Below are 20472 nucleotides of genomic sequence, written 5' to 3'. Positions count from 1 at the left end.
ACGCGTTATCGCCGCAACTCGCAGGGAAGGTCCGGGATCGACCCTTTCGAGTCAACGAAACCGGATTTCATTCTTGGCTGGGATCGCAGATCAAGATGCTACGATGTCGCGATCGTGTGGATACCGCATTCCGTCTTGCCGCGGCCGCGCCAACGTCCGGTGCGGGCATCCTCGCCGGGCTGGGCACGGCTGGTGCAGGGCATGCAGCCGACCGACGCGAAGCCGGAAGCGGCGAGCGGATGCGGCGGCAGATCGGCAAGCTTGAAGATGGCGGCGAGTTCGTCGGCGCTGACCGCGGCGAGCGGGTTGAATTTCAGTCGGGCGCCATCGGCCTCGACCACCGGGATCGCGGCCCGCGCGCCGCCCTGGAAGCGCTTGCGCCCGTTGATCCATCCGGCGAACGGCGCGAGCGCCCGCGCCAGCGGCTCGACCTTGCGGATACGGCAGCAGGCATCTGCGTCGGAATACCAGAGATCGCGCTCCGGATCCGTTGCCGCGAGGCGTTCCGAATCCGGCGATACGGTGCGGACGTCGCGCAGCCCGAGCCGCCTCGTCAGGGTGTCGCGATAATCGAGGGTCTCCTGAAACAGCCAGCCGGTATCGAGAAACACCACTGGGATGGCCGGGTCGACATCGGCGACGATCTTGAGCAGCACCGCGGATTCGGTGCCGAAGGACGACACTACCGCGAGCCGGTCGCGTCCGACGGTCGCCAGCGCCGTGGCGATCACCTCCGCCGGCGATGCATCGGCGAGGCGTCGATGGAGATCGGCAGCCTCGGGCAGGGCGACATCGGCATCGAACGCGAGGCTCACGACCGCGCCTCCGCATTCTGGCGCGACAGCCGCCGCGCCGCCGCCGTGGCACGACCGTCACCGGTCGGCTGATAGACCACCGAATAGCGCCGGGCGACCTCGGTGAAAGCGGCGGCGTCGCTGTCCTTCTTCACCTCGAAGGCATCGAAGCCGGAGCGCAGCATGAACACGAACTGGTCGCGCAGAACCTGTCCGGTGGCACGCAACTCGCCACGGAAGCCATAGCGCTCGCGCAGCAGCCGGGCCTGTGAATAGGCGCGGCCATCACGGAAGGTCGGGAACACGAGGGCGACGGCCGCGACGCGATCCAGCCAAGGCGCCAGCTCGGCAATGTTCCTGCTGTTCGGCCAGATCACGCCGACCTTGCTGTTGCGCTTGAGCACACCCTCGGGATCGACGAGGAAGCGGGCCGCCGGCAGCAGCACCGCACCCTCGGCAATGGCGTCGCCGTCGGCAACATGAAGATAATCATCGGCGACGATGGCGCCGGACTTAACGAGTGGCATAGACGCGTTCCTTGAAAGGCTGGACGCCGAGACGCTTGACGGTATCGATGAACAACTCGTCGGGGGCCGCTCGCAGTGCGAGATAGGCCTCGACGATGTCCTCGATGACGTCGGCGACTTCCGCATAGGGCACCGCGGGGCCGATCAGGGTGCCGATCTCGGCGCCTTCGTCGGCGCGGCCGCCGATGGTGATCTGGTAGAATTCCTCGCCGTTCTTGTCGACGCCGAGAATGCCGATGTGGCCGACGTGGTGATGGCCGCAGGCATTGATGCAGCCTGAGATGTTGACGTGCAACCGGCCGATCATGGCGGCGAGGTCATGATTGGCGAAGCGCCGCGTCAGTTCCTGGGCGATCGGGATCGAGCGCGTATTGGCGAGCGAGCAGTAGTCGAGCCCCGGGCAGGAGATGACGTCCGAGATCAAATTGACGTTGGGGGTCGCCACCCCGATCTTGTCGAGCGCGCGCCACAGCGCCGGCAGATCGCGCTTGGCGACGTTGGGCAGCGCCAGATTCTGCTCGTGACCGACCCGCAGCTCGCCGAAGGAATAGCGGTCGGCGAGGTCGGCGATGGCGTCCATCTGCTCGGCGGTCGCATCGCCCGGCGTGCCGCCGATCGGCTTGAGCGACAGCGTCACGACGGCATAGCCCGGCACCTTGTGCGGCGCGACGGCATTCTGCAGCCAGGCGGTGAAGCGCGGATCGGAGGCCTTGGCGAGTTCCTGCGGCGTGTCGGAGAGCTGCTCATAACGCGGATAGCGGAAGCGCGAGCGGATATCGTCGACCATCGCATCGTCGATCTCGAGCATGCCGTCGCGGATCTGCGCCCATTCGGCCTCGACGTCCTTGGCGAAGCGCTCGGCGCCGAGTTCATGCAGCAGGATCTTGATGCGTGCCTTGTAGATGTTGTCGCGCCGGCCGTACTGGTTGTAGACGCGCAGGACCGCTTCGACATAGCTGATGATGTCGCGGGCGTGGACGAAGTCGCGGATGGTCTTGGCGATGAACGGGCTGCGGCCGAGGCCGCCGCCGACCAGCACCTCGAAGCCGATCTCGCCGGCATCGTTGCGGCGCATGCGCAGGCCGATGTCATGGATCTTGATGGCGGCGCGGTCGTGGTCCGCCGCGCTGATCGCGATCTTGAACTTGCGCGGCAGGAAGGCGAATTCGGGGTGCAGGGTCGTATATTGGCGCAGCACCTCGGCCCAGACCCGAGGGTCGTCGATCTCGCCCGGCACGACGCCGGCCCACTGGTCGGTGGTGATGTTGCGCACGCAGTTTCCCGAGGTCTGGATGGCATGGATGCCGACCTCGGCAAGGTCTTCCATGGCATCGGGCAGCTCGGCGAGCTTGATCCAGTTGAACTGGATATTCTGGCGCGTGGTGAAATGGCCGTAGCCGCGGTCGTATTTGCGGCCGACATGGGCGAGCCGCCGCAATTGCTGCGCCGACAAGGTGCCATAGGGAATGGCGACGCGGAACATATAGGCGTGAAGCTGCAGATAGACGCCGTTCATCAGGCGGAGCGACTTGAACTCCTCCTCGGTCAGTTCGCCGTTGAGGCGGCGGCGCACCTGGTCACGGAATTCCGCGACCCGTTCCGACAGGAAGGTGCGATCGATTTCGTCATAAGCATACATGGGCGGCCTCAGGCAGAAACAGGAAGAGCGATGGTGACGCCGTCACGGCGGATGCGCTCGCGCAAATTACCCGGCAGCACCGCCCCGTTCGCATCGAGCGCAACGGGAGCGATGTAGGGACCGACGGCACCGAGATCGTCGCCCAGCGCAGCGGCGAGCAGCGCCCGCGCCTCGTCGGCGGAGCGCACCACTGCAGCCTCGGCGAGATCGTCGGACCAGCCCCTCGCGGTGCGCCAGATCACCGCACCGTCGCCGGTGCGATTGGCGGTGACCACCGACGGTCCGGCGATCTTGATCTTCTGCTGCAGGGGAGAGGTCATTCGGCGGCGATCCCGAGGCTGGAGAGGAGTTCAAATGGATTGTTGGCGCGCCATGGCGCGGAATGGGTGACGACCTCGCCGATGACGAGGATGGCAGGGCCTTCGGCGATCTCGGCGACGAGCTCGGGCAGGTTATCGAGAACCCCGACCGCCGCCTGCTGGTCCGGCCGCGTCACGCGGGCGAAGACACCGACCGGCGTCATCGGCGAGCGGCCGGCGGCGAGCAGCCCGGCGCGGACCGCCGGCGCGGCGGTCATGCCCATGTAGACCACCACGGTCATCTTCTCGTCGGTGAGCGCGCCCCAATCGACCGCCTCGGCGTCGCGCTCCTGGTGCGCGGTGAGGAAGGTGATGCGCAGCGCCTGACGCCGATAGGTCAGCGGCACCTCGAAGGCCGACGCAGCGCCGAGCGCCGCCGTGATGCCGGGCACCACCGCATAAGGAATGTCCGCGTCGCGCAGCGCCGCGACTTCTTCGCCGCCGCGGCCGAAGACGAAGGAATCGCCGCCCTTGAGCCGCACCACGCGCTGGCCGCAACGCGCCGCCTCGATCAACAGGCGATGAATGGCGTCCTGGCCGATGCCGGGCCGGCCGACCCGACGGCCGACGAGAACGCGCGTCGCATCCCGCCGGCCCCGGTCCAGCACCGCCGACGACACCAGCTCGTCATAGAATATAATGTCTGCGTCCTGCAGCACGCGCAGCGCCTTGACCGTGAGAAGATCCGGATCGCCAGGGCCGGCGCCGACCAGCGTGACGAAGCCGCGCACCGACGTATCGCCCGGAGCAGCGGCGAGTTCGGCCAGCGCGCGCTCCGCTTCGATCTGCCTGCCTTCGAGCACCGCGGCACCGACCGGGCCGTCGACGACCTGCTCCCAGAACCGGCGGCGCGCGTGATCGGCCACCTCGCGGGACAGCGGCTTGCGCCAGCGACCGATGAAGGCGGCGAGATCGCCGATGCGCGCCGGCAACAGCGTCTCGATCTTTTCGCGCAGCCGCCGCGCCAGCACTGGCGCGGCGCCGCCGGTGCCGATCGCCACCACGACGTCGCCACGATCAACGATTGCGGGTACAATGAACGACGAATGCTCAGGCTCATCCATGACGTTGACCGGCAGCCCATGGCGCCGCGCCCGCGCTGCCATCGCGTGGCCGAGTTCGCCGGCCCCGGCGCAAACGACCGCGATGATGCCGCCAAGCTCGATGGCGAGCGGATCCTGATGCAGGACCGTCAGGCGGCCGGCATCGGCCACACCGGTCTCGTAGTTCCCGTCCGGCGCATGCCAGCGCACCTCGGCACCCGCGGCGAGCAGCAGCCGCAGCTTCGCCCGCGCAGGCTCGCCCTGTCCGACCAGAAGGACCGGACCAGCATGCAGGTCGAGGAAGACCGGCAGGAAACGCATTGCAACATGTTCCCTAAAAGCGGGGTTGACGGGAATTATTTTCTATATATGTATCTATTGAAGCCAGCAAAGAGAAAATTTTTTCTTCTCTATTGCGACGCAATCTTAGAATTCTGTGCTTCCACCGCCAAGGTGGGGAGACGAAGTTTCTATTGTCTCCTGCCGTCGGCCGCCGACACAAACTGGACAGACGATGGATCATCTCGACGAACTGGAGGCGCAGAGCATCTATATCCTGCGCGAAGCCTTCGCCCGGCTGAAAAAGCTGGCACTGCTGTGGTCGCTCGGCAAAGATTCCAATGTGATGATCTGGCTGGCCAGGAAGGCCTTCTTCGGCAAGGTCCCGTTTGCCGCCATGCACGTCGACACCGGGAAGAAATTCCCCGAGATGTATGCCTTCCGTGACCATTACGCCGTGGAATGGGGTCTCGACCTGCTCATCGAACCCTGCCCGCCGATCGACGCGGTCGACCCGACCCTGCCGCCGGCCGCCCGTTCGGCGGCGCGCAAGACCGAAGGCCTCAAGCTCGCCCTCGCCAAGCACGGCTTCGACGGGCTGATTGCCGGCATCCGCCGCGACGAGGAGGCGACCCGCGCCAAGGAGCGGGTCTTCTCGCCCCGCGGCACCGAGGGCGGCTGGGACGTGCGCGACCAGCCGCCGGAATTCTGGGACCAGTTCAACGCCTCGCCGCCCCCCGGCGCCCATCTGCGCGTGCATCCGATCCTGCACTGGACCGAAGCCGACATCTGGGCCTACACCCAGCGCGAGAATATTCCGATCATTCCGCTCTATCTGTCCCAGGGCGGCAAGCGCTACCGCTCGCTCGGCGATCAGGACATCACCTTCCCGGTGACTTCAAACGCCACCGACATTCCCGAGATCCTGCGTGAACTCGCCAGCACGAAAGTGCCGGAGCGGGCGGGCCGCGCCCTCGACCACGAAACCGAGGACGCGTTCGAACGCCTCCGCGTGTCCGGCTATCTTTGATCATTTCTGATCGACTTCGAAAGCGCGCCGCATGAATCTCGCCACACCCCGTCTCGTCCCTGCTTCGGCCGACGCCCAGCGGGCGCAACTGCGCATCGTCATCGTCGGCCATGTCGACCACGGCAAATCGACCCTGGTCGGCCGCCTGCTCCATGAGACCGGCAGCCTGCCCGACGGCAAACTGGAAATGCTCAAGGCGGTGAGCGCCCGCCGCGGCATGCCGTTCGAATGGTCGTTCCTGCTCGACGCGCTGCAAACCGAGCGCGACCAGGGCATTACCATCGACACCACCCAGATTCGCTTTCGCACCCCTTCGCGCGAAGTCGTGCTGATCGATGCGCCCGGCCACGCCGAATTCCTCCGCAACATGATTACCGGCGCCTCCCAGGCCGACGCTGCGGTGCTGATCATCGACGCCCTCGAAGGCGTGCGCGACCAGACCCGCCGCCACGGCTATCTGCTGCACCTGCTCGGCGTGCGCCAGGTCGCCGTCGTCATCAACAAGATGGACCGCGTCGGATTCGCCCGCGAGCGCTTCGAGGAGATCAGCCGCGAAATCACCGGCCATCTCACCGGCCTCGGCGTCACTCCCACCGCGGTGATCCCGATTTCGGCCCGCGATGGCGACGGCGTCGCCGCCCGCACACCCGCGATCGCCTGGTACGATGGTCCGACGGTGGTCGAAGCCCTCGACGACCTCGCCCCGGCGCGCCGTCTCGATGAACTGCCGCTGCGCCTGCCGGTTCAGGCGATCTACAAGTTCGACGACCGCCGCATCGTCGCCGGCCGGATCGAATCCGGATCGCTCAAGCCCGGCGACGAGATCGTCATCATGCCCGCCGGCAAGATCGCCAGGATCCGCACCGTCGAAGGCTGGCCGAAGACGCCGCTGACCGGCGCACAAGGCGCCGGGCGTTCGGTCGGCATCACGCTCGACCGCCAACTGTTCATCGAGCGCGGCGACATCATCGCCCACGTGGCCACAGCGCCGCGCGACACCAGGCGCCTGAAGGCGCGGATATTCTGGTTGCTCGACACGCCGCTGCAGGCCGGCGCCACCATCAGGGTGCGCCTCGGCACCAAGGACAGCCGCGCCACCGTGGTCGCGATCGAGAATGCGGTCGACCCCGGCGAACTGGAGAGCGTCGGCAGCAAGGCCATCGCCCGCAACCATGTCGGCGAGATCGATCTTTCGCTGGCGCAACCGATCGCCGTCGACCCTTACGCCGACAATGCCCGCACCGGACGGCTGGTGATCGAGGTCAATGGCCGCATCGCAGGCGGCGGTCTCGTCCTCAGCGTCGAGGCCGGTCAGCGCGAAGCGCCGGTCGACATCATGCCGGTGGAATCGGCGCTGCGGCCGGAGGAGCGTTCGGCGCGCTACGGCCATGGCGGTGCCGTGGTCTGGTTCACCGGCCTGCCTGGCGCCGGAAAATCCACTTTGGCGCAGGCGTTGGAGCGCAAGCTGTTCAGCCGCGGCGGCGCTCCGGTCCTGCTCGATGGCGACACCCTGCGTGCCGGGCTCAACGGCGATCTCGGCTTCACGCCCAAGGATCGCGCCGAAAACATTCGACGCCTGGCGGAAATCGCCACCCACCTTGCGCGCAACGGCCATATCGCCATCGTCGCAGCGGTATCGCCCGCCGCCGAGGATCGCGCCAATGCGCGGCGGATTGCCGGCGAGTTGTTCCGCGAGATCTATGTGGCGACGCCCGCGGACGTCTGCGAGGACCGCGACCCCAAGGGTCATTATGCCAAGGCGCGGGCCGGCAATATCCAGAACTTCACCGGGATCGGCCGCGACTATGAGCCGCCGACCGCCGCAGAACTCACCATCGATACCCGAGGGCGCAGCATCGCCGATGCCGCCGCGGAAATCGAAGATCTGCTGCTGCGCGACGGCGTTCTGTTCGACGAACTCGCCGACGCCGCCGCCAATATCTGAGCACTGACCGCCATGCCGACAGCTTCACGGAGCCGAACCTTGCGCCGCTTTCTTTTCGCCCTCGCCGTCAGCCTCGCCCCGCTCCCGGCCGCTCAGGCCCAGACGCCCAATACGCTGCTCAATGTTTCCTACGACATCGCGCGCGAGCTCTATGTCGAGATCAATGCCGCCTTCGCCAAGTCGTGGAAAGCCAAGACCGGCCAGGACGTCACCATCAACCAGTCCCACAACGGCTCCTCGCGCCAGGCACGGGCGATCCTCGAGGGCCTGGAGGCCGACGTCGTGACCTTCAACCAGGTCACGGATGTGCAGGTGCTCTACGACAAGGGCAAGCTGATCGCGGCGGACTGGCAGAAGCGCCTGCCCAACAACTCATCGCCGTACTATTCGCTGCCGGCCTTCCTGGTGCGCGCCGGCAATCCCAAGAACATCAAGGACTGGGACGATCTGGTGAAGCCCGGCGTGCAGGTGATCTTCCCCAACCCGAAGACCTCGGGCAATGCCCGCTACACCTATCTTGCCGCCTATGCCTACGCGAAGGCCAAGTACGGCAGCGACGACAAGGCCGATGAGTTCGTCAAGAAACTGTTCGCGAATGTGCCGGTGTTCGATACCGGCGGCCGCGCCGCCACCACCACTTTCGTCGAGCGTCAGACCGGCGACGTGCTGATCACCTTCGAGGCCGAAACCAACGCCATCCGCGACCTTGCCGGTAAGGACAAATACCAGGTGGTGGTGCCGTCGCAGAGCCTGCTCGCCGAATTCCCGGTGACGGTGGTGGACAAGTACGCCGACAAGCACGGCACCCGCGCGCTCGCCACGGCCTATCTCGAGTTCCTCTACTCGCCGGAAGGCCAGACGGTTCTCGCCAGGCAGTACAACCGTGTGAACGACAAGACCATTGCGGCCCAGTTCAAGGACCGCTTTCCGGACGTGAAACTCGTCACGGTCGAGGAGGCGTTCGGCGGCTGGGACCGCGTCAATCGCGAGCACCTCGACGCCGGCGCGAAGCTCGACCGCCTGTTCGCCGCGCGTCAGAACTGATATAGGTCTGAGGTCCGCCATGCATGGCACGATCATCGCCGAACGGCATCAGGCCGGGAAAACCGCCGGTATCGTTTCGGCCATGATGTCGGCGGTGACGCGACAACGGACGGGCTTGGTGCGGCGCAGGGTGATTCCAGGATTCGGGCTGGCGCTGGGCACCACCGTGCTCTACCTCGCGGCCATCGTGCTGCTGCCGCTGAGCGCCCTGCTCCTCAAGGCGTCCGGAATCGGCCTCTCCCAGCTCATCGACATCCTGTCGTCGCCGCGTACATTGTCGGCGATCCGGGTCACCGTCACCATGGCCTTCGCCGCGACCATGTTCAATGCCGTCTATGGCCTGCTGCTGGCCTGGGCGCTGGCGCGCTACGATTTTCCGGGCAAGCGCCTGCTCGATGGCCTCGTCGATGTGCCCTTCGCCCTGCCGACGGCCGTGGCCGGGCTCGCGCTCACCGCGCTGTTCGCCAAGAATGGCTGGTTCGGCAGGCCCCTTGAGGCGATCGGAATCCCGGTCGCCTATACCCCGCTCGGCATCGCCATCGCGATGGCCTTCACCAGCATTCCCTTCGTGGTCCGCACCGTGCAGCCGGTGATCGAGGATCTCGGCTCGGATGTCGAAGAAGCCGGTCGCTCGCTCGGCGCCAGCGATCTCCAGATCCTGCGGCGGGTGATTTTTCCGGCGATCTTCCCGGCGTTTCTCGCCGGCTGCTCGCTAGCCTTCGCCCGCAGCCTCGGCGAATTCGGCGCAGTGATCTTCATCGCCGGCAACCAGCCGATGCGCACCGAAATCGTGGCGCTACTGACCTTCATCCGCCTCGAAGAGTACAATTATCAGGGCGCGGCGGCGATCGCGACGGTGATGCTGCTGATGGCTTTCGTCATGCTGGTGATCACCAACAGCGTGCAGGCCTGGCACCTGCGCTACCTGGCGCGCGGAGAAGACTGATGGCGGCGGCGAACACGGGCGCGAGCGGCGGCCGCGATCCGGCGATCGCGCGCGCCGACTGGATCCATACCCCGGTTGGCGGCGGCCCGGTGGCGCGACGCGCGGTGCTGACCATCGTCCTCCTGCTCACCGCCGTGTTCCTGATTGCCCCGCTGGCTCTGATCGTGGTCACCGGCCTGTCGTCCGGCCTTGCGGTGTTCTGGCGCAACCTCACCGAACCGAGCACGATTCATGCGGTCTTGCTGACGCTGGCCACCGCGCTCGTCGTGGTGCCGATCAACATCCTGTTCGGCCTCGCGGCAGCGTGGACCGTGAGCAAGTTCCGCTTCCCCGGACGGACGCTGCTGATCGCGCTGATCGAATTGCCCTATTCGGTGTCGCCGATCGTCGCCGGCGTCGCCTATCTGTTCGTCTACGGCGCCCAGGGTCTGTTCGGCCCGTTTCTCGAGGCCCATGACATCAAGATCATGTTCGCGGTGCCGGCGATCTTTCTCGTCAGCCTGTTTGTCACCGCGCCCTATGTCGCGCGCGAGTTGATCCCATTGATGCAGGTGCAGGGCACCGAGGAGGAAGAAGCGGCGGTCACCCTCGGCGCCTCGGGTTTCGCGACCTTCTGGCGCGTGACGCTGCCGAACGTGAAGTGGGCCGTGGTCTACGGGGCCATCCTCTGCAATGCGCGCGTCATGGGCGAATTCGGCGCCGTCTCGGTGGTATCGGGCAATATTCGCGGCCAGACCACGACGCTGCCGCTGCAGATCGAGTTGCTCTATCAGGACTATAACGTGGTCGGCGCCTTCACCGCCGCCACCGTGCTCACGGCGGTCGCTCTCCTGACCATTGTCATCAAGGCCGTGCTGGAGCGCTTCGGCCGGGTCCCCCACGGCTCCACCTGACCTCGCCGCGCTGCGGCGAAAAGCCCTTCTCTTTGCCCGGCCTTTGGCGCTAAAAACCGCCAGGACTAGTTCGCATCCGCCGACAGCGCCCGTTCCGCCAGGCCATCAAATTCATCGATGATGTGCCGGCAACGGCCCTTCAAGATGTGCGCAAGATGTTGATAAAGCGCGGTTTTGCGGCTCTGTCGCCGGACCGGGCGGCTTCGGACGGTCCTTCGAACGGTGCGGCGCCCCCATCTGTTCTGGTGGTCGCAGGACCGTCCACCCGACCTCTTTTTCCGTGAGACAAAATCATGAAGCGCATTGAAGCCAGCGGACTGAAAATTGCAGCGCCTCTCGCCGATTTCATCGCCAAGGAGGCCGCCCCCGGTACTGGGGTGACGCCGGACGCGGTCTGGGCCGGGCTCGCCGCGATCGTCCGCGATCTCGGGCCGCGCAACAAGGATCTGCTGGACCTGCGCGACAAGCTGCAGGCCAAGATCGACGATTGGCACCGCACGAACAAAGGCAAGCCTTTCGATCTCGAGGCCTATACCGCATTCCTGCAGGAGATCGGCTACCTGCGGCCCGAGCCGCCGACCGCCGAGGTCGCCACCGCCAATGTCGACGAGGAGATCGGCAAGATCTGCGGCCCCCAGCTGGTGGTGCCGCTGACCAACGCCCGTTATTCGCTCAATGCCGCCAACGCGCGCTGGGGCAGCCTCTACGACGCCTTCTACGGCACCGATGTGATCCCGCATGATCCGTCGGAAAGCGGCAAGGGATACGACAAGGCGCGCGGCGCCAAGGTGATCGCCAGGGCCAAGGCGTTCCTGGATCAGGCCGTGCCGCTCGCTTCCGGCAGCCATGCCGACGCGACAGCCTACAGCGTTGCCGGTGGCGCGCTCTCGGTGGCACTGGCCGGCGGCAAGACCGCGCTGAAGAATGCGGCGCAGTTCGCCGGTTATCGCGGCGATGCCGCCGCGCCCTCGGCGATCCTGCTCGTCAACAACGGCCTGCACATCGAGATCGCGATCGACCGCAGCAATGCCATCGGCAAGGACGACCCCGCCGGCGTCGCCGACGTGGTGATCGAGGCCGCCATCAGCACCATTCTCGACATGGAGGATAGCGTCGCGGCAGTTGACGCCGAGGACAAGGTCCTCGTCTATCGCAATACGCTTGGACTGATGAGCGGCACGCTCTCGGCCGATTTCGAGAAGGGCGGCAAGACGCTCCAGCGCAAGCTCAACTCCGATCGCGTCTACACCTCTCCCGACGGCAAGGAGATCCGCCTGCACGGTCGCAGCCTGCTGCTGATGCGCAATGTCGGCCATCACATGTATACCGACGCCGTGCTCGACAGCGCCGGCGCGCAGATTCCGGAAGGCTTCCTCGACGCGCTGGTCGCCGGTCTCGTCGCCATGCACGACCTCAAGGGCCTGTCCGGCACGCGCAACAGCCGCACCGGCTCGGTCTATATCGTTAAGCCGAAGATGCACGGTCCCGACGAGGTGGCGCTGACCTGCGATCTGTTCTCCAGGGTCGAGCAGATCCTCGGCTTGCCGAAGAACACCCTCAAGGTCGGCATCATGGACGAGGAGCGGCGCACCACCGTCAACCTCAAGGCCTGCATCCAGGCTGCCTCGGAGCGCGTCGTCTTCATCAATACCGGCTTCCTCGACCGCACCGGCGACGAGATCCACACCTCCATGGAAGCGGGTCCGATGATCCGCAAGAACGACATGAAGGCGCAGCCCTGGATCAAGGCCTACGAGGACTGGAACGTCGACAAGGGCCTGATCGACGGCCTGCCGGGTCATGCCCAGATCGGCAAAGGCATGTGGGCCGCTCCCGACAAGATGGCCGACATGCTGGCGCAGAAGATCGGCCATCCGCAGGCCGGCGCCACCACCGCCTGGGTGCCCTCGCCCACCGCCGCAACGCTCCACGCCCTCCATTACCATCAGATCGACGTGCTCAAGCGTCAGCAGGAGATCAAGACCGCGGTGCCCCGTGCCAAGCTGGCCGACATCCTGACCATCCCGGTGTCGCAGTCGAACTGGGCGCCGGACGATGTCCGTCAGGAGATCGACAACAACTGCCAGGGCATTCTCGGCTATGTCGTGCGCTGGATCGACCAGGGCGTCGGCTGCTCAAAGGTGCCGGACATCCACGATGTCGGCCTGATGGAGGACCGCGCGACGCTGCGGATCTCGAGCCAGCACCTCGCCAACTGGCTGCACCACGGCGTCGTCACCAAGGACCAGGTGACCGAATCGCTCAAGCGCATGGCCGCGGTGGTCGATCGCCAGAACGCCGGCGATCCGCTCTACAAGCCGATGGCGCCCGGCTTTGACGGCGTCGCCTTCAAGGCGGCGTGCGATCTGGTGTTCAAGGGCCGCGAGCAGCCCAACGGCTACACCGAATTCATCCTGCATGCCCGCCGCAAGGAGGCCAAGGCGGCCGGCTGAGGCAAGCTCTTCAGGACATAGAATCGGCATAGGGGGCGACCTTTTGGGTTGCTCCCCTGCCACACCACCCGGCATGCGGGTCCGCACCGGGCGGTTCGAGAAGTTGAGGTCATGAGAGACGGGGCAGTCCCAACCGGTCCGACCAGTTCAGGGTTAGCACGGCGTTGAGGAGCATGCCGCTGTTGCGCCACCAGCGACGGCTGTTCGCCGCCACCTTTCGCGCAACGTCAGGCCTGGCTCCCAGCGCCAGCAGTTCCCTGTGCATGGTCGTACCGCGCTTCCACTGCTTGAGCTGGATGGCGCGCAGCCGGTGACGCAGCCATTGATCGAGCTCGCGCCAGACCTTCGGCGTTTGCGCCAACCGGAAGTACGCCTTCCAGCCCCGGATGTAAGGCCGCAGACGATCCACCACATCCTGCATGCTGCGCCCGCCACTGCGGCAGGTCAGTTGCCGGATGCGCTGCTTGAACGTCCTCAGCGGCTTGTCGGCGACCTTGCGTTTGATCACGCCGCCCGGGGCTACCCAAAGGCTGTAGCCCAGGAACTTGCGACCAAACACGCTGGCCACTGTGCTTTTGGTCTCGTTGACCGTCAAGTGCAGCTTGCCGTAGAGCCGCCGAAGCAGCGCCATCACCCGGTCACCCGCCCGGCGGCTGCGAACGTAGACGTTCGCATCGTCGGCGTAGCGCACGAAGCAATGGCCCCGACGTTCCAGCGCCTTGTCCACTTCATCGAGCAGAACGTTGGCCAGCAGCGGCGATAGCGGCCCGCCTTGCGGCGTCCCCATCGTTCGCTTCCGGACCACGCCATCGCCCATGATCCCGCTGTTCAGATACGCCCGGATCAGCCGGATGACCCCGGTGTCCCCGATCCGTTTCTGAAGGCGGTCGATGAGGATGTCGTGATCGACCCGGTCAAAGAACTTTTCCAGGTCGACGTCCACCACGATCCGGCGGCCCGATTGCACGTATGACTGCGCCGCAAGGACGGCGTCATGCGCGCTTCGGCCCGGCCGGAAGCCGTAGCTGTGCTCGCTGAAGGTCGGATCAAGAATGGGCTGCAGCACTTGCAGCAGCGCCTGCTGGATCAGACGATCCGTCACCGTCGGGATGCCGAGCTCACGCTCGCCGCCCTCGGGCTTGGGGATCGCCACCCGTCGCACCGGACTGGGCCGGTACGCCCCCGACAACAGTTGCTCGCGGATCGCCGGCCACGCCGTACGCAGCTGCGCGGCGGTCTGGTCAATGTCCAGACCGTCCACACCGGCTACGCCTTTGTTGGCCCGCACCCGCTTCCACGCCCGTTGCAGGTTCTCTCTCGCCAGAGCCGCCAAAAGCAGCGCCGACCCTGTGCCCTTCGGTTCATGCCGCGGGCGACGAGCTTCATCGCTGCCCGAGCCACACGCGGCTTCACCGCGTCCTACCCCGGACCGCCCTGCTTGCGCAGGCATCTGATGCAATGCTCGCCACATCGACATGGCCTCGAACACTCCCTCTCGTTCGGCCCTTCGCCTGCGGGACGGCTTCGCAGCCTTCCCACCGGCTACTACGACCTCGGCTGACTTCTCGCTCCGGCTCGACACCGTCGCCCTTTCGGGCATGAGGCGAGACCTCCCCAGGTAAGAACGCACTCCTTCACTGCACGACCGCCGGATCTACGCCGCTTCCCCTTGATCACGAGAGCTTCGCGATTACTGGCCCGCTCGCCCTGGTCGGCAACGCCTTCTATCCGCTTCTTATTCATCGGCCCGCAGCTTCGCTCCACGCTTCCTCCCCACACTCGGTCGCCCTCATGCGGTTGCGCTTCGCTTCGCTCGTTGTGATCAACTCACGATGGGACTTGCACCCATAAGAGGGCGCCCATGCTGGGCGCACCAGAAAGAAAGCCCTGGCTTCGGCCGGGGCTTTTTCGTTGCGCCGTCGCTGCAGACGATCAGGGGCCGCAGCAGCGACATCGATTGTCCTCGGATCGATGAACCCGACGTGCAACGTGGGATTCCGGCTCAGGCTCCCCGCCGGCGAGAATCGCCCGGGTTTGGTCGCCGTTAACCAATATCAACTATGGTCAGAGGGGACTTTCGAAGGGGCGGGGACTTAGAAACCGATGCTGAATCGTATGAGTGTGACGGCGCTGTTGACATCCGTCATCGCGCTGATGGCCTGCGGCCTCGTGGTCCTATTGTCCGTCGGCGCCTGGACGTCCTGGAAGCAGCTTCGCTCCGCCAACCGGATCCACCTGGCATCGGATATCGCGGCCAATGCCTTCAAGGCCATGCACAATCTGCGGGTCGAGCGCAGCGCGATGGTGCGCGAGCTCAACAGCGAGACGACTGTCGCGGCCGATACCGCGGGCTATCTCCAGCGGATTCAGAATATCGAGATGACCTCGGGAGCGAATGCGATCGCCCTGTCATCCCAATTCGATTTCGCCGGACGCGAGACGCTGCTCTCCGAACTCAATCGTAATTTCGAAAAGGTCAAAACGCTGCAGGCGACCAGCTGGGAAGCCCTGCACAAGCCGAAGGCCTCGCGACAGGCTGACCTCGTCAAGGATTATCGCGATTCCGACGAGGCGCTGCTGAAAAGTCTCGAACAACTCTCCGAGCGTATCGGCGCGGAGATCGCTCGCGCCGACCCGATCGTCGACCATCTCTTCAACGTCAAACAGGCCGCTTGGCTGTTGCGCAACACCGCCGGCGAAGCCTCGCTGATCGTGTCGCTGGGGCTCGCCGGCCAACCGCTGCCGCCCGACGCCATGCAGACCTATCTGAAGCTCGTCGGCGGCATTCAAGCCGAGGGGGCCGCTTTAGCTTCGCTCGGCTCGGCGGCGGACCTTCCCCCGGCCATCGGCACGGCTCTGGCCCAGGCGAAGGCGAGCTATTTCGACCCGCAATATACCTCGCTGCGTGACCGTCTGATCAAGGCACTGGTGGCCGGCGACAAACCGGAAATGCCCGGCACCGAGTGGAGCCCGTTCTCAGCGGACAAGATGGCGAGCGCGGTCGTTCTGGCCGAGACGGCACTCGACAACGCCAGGGACCATGCCGCGGCGGGCCAATCATCGGCCGCCCGGCAGCTCGCGGGAGAACTCGCGCTGCTGTTCGGCGCGATCGCGCTCGCCGGCCTCAGCATGGCCGCGATCCGCGGCCACGTGATCAGGCCGCTGCATGCGATCCGTGACGCCATGCTCAAGGTCGCCGGCGGCGATCTCGCTGCAGAGGTTCCATGTGCGGGGCGGCGGGACGAAATCGGATCGCTGGCCGGCGCCCTCGTGACCTTCCGCCAGAATGCCGTCGAGAAGCGTCGCATGGAGGTTGAGGAGACCAACCGTACGGCGGCGGCGGCGGCGCGCCAGCAGGCCGTCGAGCGTCACATCGCCCGCTTCGAAGAGCGGATGCGCGAGACCTTGAGCGCGCTCGGCGAAGCCTCGCGCCAGATGGGCGAGACCTCGAGCGGCATGTCCGACGTCTCCGAACGGACGACCTCGCAGGTTCAGCAGGCGGTCCGCGCCTCGGGGAACGCCTCGGCCAACGTCCAGAGCGTCGCCTCCGCATCCGAGGAGCTGTCGAGCTCGATCAACGACATCTCCCGCCAGGTCACCCATGCCGCCGACATTGCCGCGCGGGCCGTGGCTCAGGCGCGCGCGACCGACAGTACGGTGCAGGGGCTCGCCCAGAGCGCCGCCCGGATCGGCGAGGTGGTCGATCTCATCAACAGCATCGCCACTCAGACCAACCTGCTCGCGCTGAACGCCACCATCGAGGCGGCCCGGGCCGGCGAATCCGGCAAGGGCTTCTCCGTGGTCGCCTCCGAAGTGAAATCACTGGCGAACCAGACGGCCAAGGCGACCGAGGAAATCTCGCAACAGATCGTCGCCGTGCAGAACGTCGCCGGTGAAGCCATGGAAGCGATCAGGGCGATCGGCGGCACCATTGCCGAGGTCAGCGAGGTGGCGACCGCCATCGCCGCAGCGGTCGAGGAGCAGGGCGCCGCGACCGAGGAGATCTCGCGCAACACCCAGGCGGCGGCCCAGGGCACCCGCGCCGCAGCCGAAAATATCACCGGAGTCAGCGCCGGCGCCGAGGCGACCGGCTCGGCGGCACACAATGTTCGTACCGCCGCCGAAACGCTCGAGCAGCACGCCATTCAGCTGCGCGGCGAGGTCAGCGAATTCCTCGGCAATATCCGGGCGGCATGAGCCGCGCATCGCCTGCGCCGCATCGCTTCGCGGTAGCTCGCCTGAAACGATCGGCTATTCCGCAGCGACGATTGGCACACGAGCGAATTTGGCGCGCAGCGCCGGCGAAGCGGGGCTGAACTTCGCCATGCGGCCGTCTTCGTCGCGGCCGGCAGCGACCCTCAGCCCATCCTTACCGACGACGATGTCGCCTTTGCGCAGCGTCTTGTCGTCCGCAATGTCGATCCTCGCAAGCCCGAATGCGTCCTTGCCGTTGCAGGTACAGCCTGCAACGACTTCCTTGCGGTAGCGGAAAGCATTGGGCAGATCAGTGTAGGGGCGGCCGGACGACGTTGCGGCATCATCAATGCCGCTGCCATAGAAAACCCTGGTGCCACCGGCCGGGCAGAACTTGCTGCAGAGCGCGGCGCGGCTTTCGCCGTCGGCAACCGGTACCGGAAAACTGAAGCCGTCGCAGGTCCGAACGCAATAGGCGACCGGCGTCGCATTGATCGATCGCGGACCTGCCGCCGGGGAGCCGTCTCCGGGAAAGCCGGCGGGCGCCGGCGCCGGGCGGACCATCGACTGCGGAGCGAAGACGCCGAACAAGGTCGAGAAAAAGTCCTGGGCCCGGGCCGGCAAAACACTGGTGCCGGCCAGCAGCGCCAGCACCGTTGCGGATTTCGCGCCTCTCAGAGCCCGGCGCCGCTCACTCTCGAACATGGTCCGACCACGCCTCAATCGGCAGCGGCGGGGACCGCGAGCCGAGCGGTCTGACGCCGCAATGCCACCGCTTCGGCCCTGCTCTGCGCCGGATGTCCGCGATGCGCCTCGAACCGCCCTGCCGATTTAGGCAGCACCACCACCTTGGTGCCGATCCCGACCCGCCTGAAGAGATCCTCGACATCAGCATTGGTCATGCGGATGCAGCCGCTGGAGACGAATTTTCCGATCGTCGACGGATCGTTGGTGCCGTGGATGCGATACACGCTGGAGCCGAGATAGATGGCGCGGGCGCCGAGCGGATTCCCCGGCCCGCCGGCCATGAAGCGAGGCAGGTAGGGCTGGCGCGCGATCATCTCCGCCGGGGGGTGCCAGTCGGGCCATTCGGCCTTGTGACTGATGGTTTCGGTGCCGGACCAGGTGAAGCCCTCGCGACCGACGCCAACGCCGTAACGAATGGCGCGATTGTTGCCGAGAACGTAGTAGAGCGCCGTGTTCGGTGTATCGATGATGATGGTCCCTGACGCCTCACGGGTCGGGTAGTCGACGACCTGCCGTCGCAGCCTCGACGGCAGCACCGCACCTTCATCGTCCGCCAGGCCTGCCCCCGGCGCGGCGACGCCCCCCTCCGAAAACAGCGGCGCCCGAGCCGCCGCGGCGTAGCCCAGCACCTGCGCCGAAGCGCCGACCGGAGCAAAAACAAGCGGGGTGAAGACCGCAGCGGCTGCAATGCCCAGCCGGGCGCGCACGCGCAAGCACCGTCGAACAAGCGACCGGGTCATGTCCCCGCCCTTTCGTGAATCCGAAGTTCGCCTGAGCTTGCTGTCCATCTCGAGCGAACTTCGTAACTCGAAGGACACACAAAATCTGTGATCCCAACACAGGTTTGGTTCAGCGTTTCCGTTGAGAACCAGCAATACCGGGACAGAATTCCCGAATTGCCACACCATCGTAGGGCCACGTTTGTTGAACGCGGTAAACAACGTCATCGCCACCGAAAAAGTTCCCGCGCTGACGGCCGCGAACGCGCGCGCCTCACAGGGGAGTGAACTCGACGCACACGAGGCCAATGGCCGTGGCAATCACGATCCCGGGAGGGAACAATCGCCGGGGCCGGATGGTTTCTTCTGCGCAACGATCATGCGGCATCGGCGAGGGGGAGATGAAGCCATGTCACTCGGCGCAATCCTGATCGTGGTGTTGATCCTCGTTCTGCTCGGCGTGCTGCCGCGCTGGAATTACAGCGCGTCATGGGGGTACGGCCCGTCAGGCGTCGTCACCACGATTCTGGTGATCGCGCTGGTGCTGCTGCTGCTCGGTCGGGTCTGAGCCAGGCGCCGCATCCGCGGGCGGAGAGGATACGGCGTTGCGCGAGATTCCCCTTCACAGCGTCGGGACCCCGGTGGACGAGTCCACCGAGAGCGGGCCGCCGATCATCCGCCGCACCGAGATGATCGCGTTCGCCTTGATCGGCCTGCTCGTCATCGCCATCGTCGCGGTTCTCTACATCGCGCGAACCCTGCTGATGCCGATAGCCGCCGCTTTCATCGTCGGCACGATGATGTCTTCGGGTGCGGCGGTCCTGCAGCGCCTGGGCTTGCCGCGCAGCCTGTCGGTGACACTGACCTTCGGCGCCGCATTCGGCATCGTCGCGGTGCTCGCCGCCCTGTTGTCCGCCCCACTGCTGCAATGGAGCTCGGAGCTGCCACAGATCGGTGAGCAGCTACGCGACAAGCTGCACGCCTTCGACCGGCCGATTGCGCTCTGGCACGAATTGCAGGCAGCGCTCGGCGTCGCACCCTCCGACGTACCCCTGGCGCTGCCAAAGCTGGAATGGGTGCAGCCGACGGTGGACTTCGTTACGCCCACGATCACCGAACTGCTGCTGTTCATCGTCACCCTGGTCCTGTTCGTGGCGAGCTGGCCGGACCTGCGCCGCTCCCTGATCCTCGTCTCCTCTGCCCATGACAAGCGGTTGCGCTCACTGCGCATCCTCAATGCCATCGAGGAGCGTCTCGGCAGCTATCTGCTGACGGTATCGGCGATCAATATCGGGATCGGCGTCGTCACCGGTCTGATCGGCGCAGCGACCGGCCTGCCCAATCCGGCGGGGATCGGCGCTCTCGCGGCAACGCTGAACTACATCCCGATCATCGGCCCGATCGTCACCTTTCTGGTCCTCGTGGTGCTCGGAATCGCTGTGGCGCCGTCCCTGACCGCCGGCCTTCTGCCCGCCGCGCTGTTCGCCGTGAGCGCCTTCCTCGAAGGGCACTTCGTCACGCCGACCATCATCGGCCGGCGTCTCGAACTCAACGCCCTGGCGGTGTTCATCGCATTTTCGTTCTGGACCTGGCTGTGGGGCCCGATCGGCGCTGTTCTCGCCTCGCCGATGTTGATCGTCGGCCTGGTGGTGAAGGAGCATCTCCTGCCCGACGAATCGCCGCAGTTCCCTGAAGACTAGCGTCCCGTTTCCAACGTTCGCATTCCCTTGCAGCGAGCACGTCCACGAACGTTAGAACCAAAGGGACACCAGCATCATGATGATTCCAGTGTCCTGTCTCCGAATGACCGTGCGAGCGTGAGGCAAATGGAGCGGTAATTCGGAGACAAGACACTAGCTG

17 protein-coding genes are annotated in these 20472 nt (G+C 65.9%); 9 read left to right on the top strand and 8 right to left on the bottom strand.

The features are described from left to right. Positions 1 to 98: 98 nt before the first annotated feature. Genes DB459_RS11725 through cysG form a run of 5 tightly spaced genes read right to left on the bottom strand, consistent with a single transcriptional unit; the run spans position 99 to position 4683 of the window. On the bottom strand, positions 99 to 815 hold the full coding sequence (locus DB459_RS11725) for a phosphoadenylyl-sulfate reductase (RefSeq protein ID WP_253713038.1): 717 nt from the start codon (positions 813 to 815) through the stop codon (positions 99 to 101). Next, complete coding sequence (locus DB459_RS11720; protein WP_253713037.1) at positions 812 to 1321, bottom strand: DUF934 domain-containing protein; 510 nt, start codon at positions 1319 to 1321, stop codon at positions 812 to 814. Before DB459_RS11720 ends, DB459_RS11725 begins: the two co-directional genes overlap by 4 nt. Then, a complete protein-coding gene (locus DB459_RS11715; protein WP_253713036.1) occupies positions 1308 to 2960 on the bottom strand; it encodes a nitrite/sulfite reductase in 1653 nt (550 codons plus the stop codon). Before DB459_RS11715 ends, DB459_RS11720 begins: the two co-directional genes overlap by 14 nt. A gap of 8 nt (positions 2961 to 2968) precedes the next feature. Next, positions 2969 to 3280, bottom strand: a complete 312-nt coding sequence (locus tag DB459_RS11710; RefSeq protein WP_253713035.1) for a DUF2849 domain-containing protein — start codon at positions 3278 to 3280, stop codon at positions 2969 to 2971. Beyond that, positions 3277 to 4683, bottom strand: coding sequence for a siroheme synthase CysG (gene cysG, locus DB459_RS11705; RefSeq protein ID WP_253713034.1), 1407 nt, complete (start codon positions 4681 to 4683; stop codon positions 3277 to 3279). The genes DB459_RS11710 and cysG overlap by 4 nt, the downstream gene beginning before the upstream one ends. A gap of 193 nt (positions 4684 to 4876) precedes the next feature. Between cysG and cysD the strand changes: the two genes are divergently transcribed. The 6 genes from cysD to DB459_RS11675 all read left to right on the top strand — a co-directional run bounded on the left by cysD (position 4877) and on the right by DB459_RS11675 (position 12952). Then, positions 4877 to 5671 carry a sulfate adenylyltransferase subunit CysD gene (gene cysD, locus DB459_RS11700; protein ID WP_253713033.1) on the top strand — a complete coding sequence of 265 codons (795 nt, stop codon included), beginning with the start codon at positions 4877 to 4879 and terminating at the stop codon, positions 5669 to 5671. A gap of 31 nt (positions 5672 to 5702) precedes the next feature. After that, entirely contained in the window at positions 5703 to 7616 is a 1914-nt protein-coding gene (gene cysC, locus DB459_RS11695; RefSeq protein ID WP_253713032.1) for an adenylyl-sulfate kinase, read from the top strand. Positions 7617 to 7655: 39 nt separating this feature from the next. After that, positions 7656 to 8660: a thiosulfate ABC transporter substrate-binding protein CysP gene (cysP, locus tag DB459_RS11690; protein WP_253713031.1), complete on the top strand. Its 1005-nt coding sequence runs from the start codon at positions 7656 to 7658 to the stop codon at positions 8658 to 8660. A gap of 118 nt (positions 8661 to 8778) precedes the next feature. Then, positions 8779 to 9606 carry a sulfate ABC transporter permease subunit CysT gene (gene cysT, locus DB459_RS11685; protein WP_253713531.1) on the top strand — a complete coding sequence of 276 codons (828 nt, stop codon included), beginning with the start codon at positions 8779 to 8781 and terminating at the stop codon, positions 9604 to 9606. Next, the gene (gene cysW, locus DB459_RS11680) at positions 9606 to 10499 is read left to right on the top strand and encodes a sulfate ABC transporter permease subunit CysW (protein WP_253713030.1); all 894 of its coding nucleotides are present in this window, start codon (positions 9606 to 9608) and stop codon (positions 10497 to 10499) included. The genes cysT and cysW overlap by 1 nt, the downstream gene beginning before the upstream one ends. 293 nt (positions 10500 to 10792) lie before the next feature. Then, positions 10793 to 12952, top strand: coding sequence for a malate synthase G (locus tag DB459_RS11675; protein WP_253713029.1), 2160 nt, complete (start codon positions 10793 to 10795; stop codon positions 12950 to 12952). Positions 12953 to 13061: 109 nt separating this feature from the next. Here DB459_RS11675 and ltrA read toward each other — a convergent pair whose 3' ends face one another. Beyond that, positions 13062 to 14441 (bottom strand): group II intron reverse transcriptase/maturase, encoded by a 1380-nt coding sequence (ltrA, locus tag DB459_RS11670; protein ID WP_253713028.1) that lies wholly within the window; start codon positions 14439 to 14441, stop codon positions 13062 to 13064. 614 nt (positions 14442 to 15055) lie between these two features. On the opposite strand from ltrA, the gene DB459_RS11665 reads away from it, so the two are divergent. Then, positions 15056 to 17149, top strand: coding sequence for a methyl-accepting chemotaxis protein (locus DB459_RS11665; RefSeq protein ID WP_253713027.1), 2094 nt, complete (start codon positions 15056 to 15058; stop codon positions 17147 to 17149). Between the two features lie 54 nt (positions 17150 to 17203). Here DB459_RS11665 and DB459_RS11660 read toward each other — a convergent pair whose 3' ends face one another. Continuing rightward, positions 17204 to 17851: a DUF2865 domain-containing protein gene (locus DB459_RS11660; protein WP_253713026.1), complete on the bottom strand. Its 648-nt coding sequence runs from the start codon at positions 17849 to 17851 to the stop codon at positions 17204 to 17206. A 14-nt stretch (positions 17852 to 17865) separates the two neighbouring features. Further along, on the bottom strand, positions 17866 to 18633 hold the full coding sequence (locus tag DB459_RS11655; RefSeq protein WP_253713530.1) for a L,D-transpeptidase: 768 nt from the start codon (positions 18631 to 18633) through the stop codon (positions 17866 to 17868). 388 nt (positions 18634 to 19021) lie between these two features. Here DB459_RS11655 and DB459_RS11650 point away from each other — a divergent pair, with 388 nt between their 5' ends. Continuing rightward, the gene (locus tag DB459_RS11650) at positions 19022 to 19180 is read left to right on the top strand and encodes a DUF3309 family protein (protein WP_253713024.1); all 159 of its coding nucleotides are present in this window, start codon (positions 19022 to 19024) and stop codon (positions 19178 to 19180) included. Positions 19181 to 19217: 37 nt separating this feature from the next. After that, positions 19218 to 20312, top strand: a complete 1095-nt coding sequence (locus tag DB459_RS11645) for an AI-2E family transporter (protein ID WP_253713022.1) — start codon at positions 19218 to 19220, stop codon at positions 20310 to 20312. The last annotated feature ends 160 nt before the right edge of the window (positions 20313 to 20472 follow it).

Origin of the sequence: Bradyrhizobium sp. WD16, assembly GCF_024181725.1 — a bacterium.
Taxonomy (GTDB): domain Bacteria; phylum Pseudomonadota; class Alphaproteobacteria; order Rhizobiales; family Xanthobacteraceae; genus Bradyrhizobium_A.
The sequence above is the reverse complement of the archived record's forward strand: the minus strand, read 5'-3'. Positions and strand labels throughout refer to the sequence as shown.

Excerpts from the sequence above, each read along its gene's own strand:
- DB459_RS11720 (WP_253713037.1), bottom strand. The coding sequence starts at position 1,321 with ATGCCACTCGTTAAGTCCGGCGCCATCGTCGCCGATGATTATCTTCAT.
- DB459_RS11715 (WP_253713036.1), bottom strand. The coding sequence starts at position 2,960 with ATGTATGCTTATGACGAAATCGATCGCACCTTCCTGTCGGAACGGGTC.
- DB459_RS11710 (WP_253713035.1), bottom strand. The coding sequence starts at position 3,280 with ATGACCTCTCCCCTGCAGCAGAAGATCAAGATCGCCGGACCGTCGGTG.
- cysG (WP_253713034.1), bottom strand. The coding sequence starts at position 4,683 with ATGCGTTTCCTGCCGGTCTTCCTCGACCTGCATGCTGGTCCGGTCCTT.
- cysD (WP_253713033.1), top strand. The coding sequence starts at position 4,877 with ATGGATCATCTCGACGAACTGGAGGCGCAGAGCATCTATATCCTGCGC.
- cysC (WP_253713032.1), top strand. The coding sequence starts at position 5,703 with ATGAATCTCGCCACACCCCGTCTCGTCCCTGCTTCGGCCGACGCCCAG.
- cysW (WP_253713030.1), top strand. The coding sequence starts at position 9,606 with ATGGCGGCGGCGAACACGGGCGCGAGCGGCGGCCGCGATCCGGCGATC.
- DB459_RS11675 (WP_253713029.1), top strand. The coding sequence starts at position 10,793 with ATGAAGCGCATTGAAGCCAGCGGACTGAAAATTGCAGCGCCTCTCGCC.
- DB459_RS11665 (WP_253713027.1), top strand. The coding sequence starts at position 15,056 with ATGCTGAATCGTATGAGTGTGACGGCGCTGTTGACATCCGTCATCGCG.
- DB459_RS11660 (WP_253713026.1), bottom strand. The coding sequence starts at position 17,851 with ATGTTCGAGAGTGAGCGGCGCCGGGCTCTGAGAGGCGCGAAATCCGCA.
- DB459_RS11655 (WP_253713530.1), bottom strand. The coding sequence starts at position 18,633 with ATGACCCGGTCGCTTGTTCGACGGTGCTTGCGCGTGCGCGCCCGGCTG.
- DB459_RS11650 (WP_253713024.1), top strand. The coding sequence starts at position 19,022 with ATGTCACTCGGCGCAATCCTGATCGTGGTGTTGATCCTCGTTCTGCTC.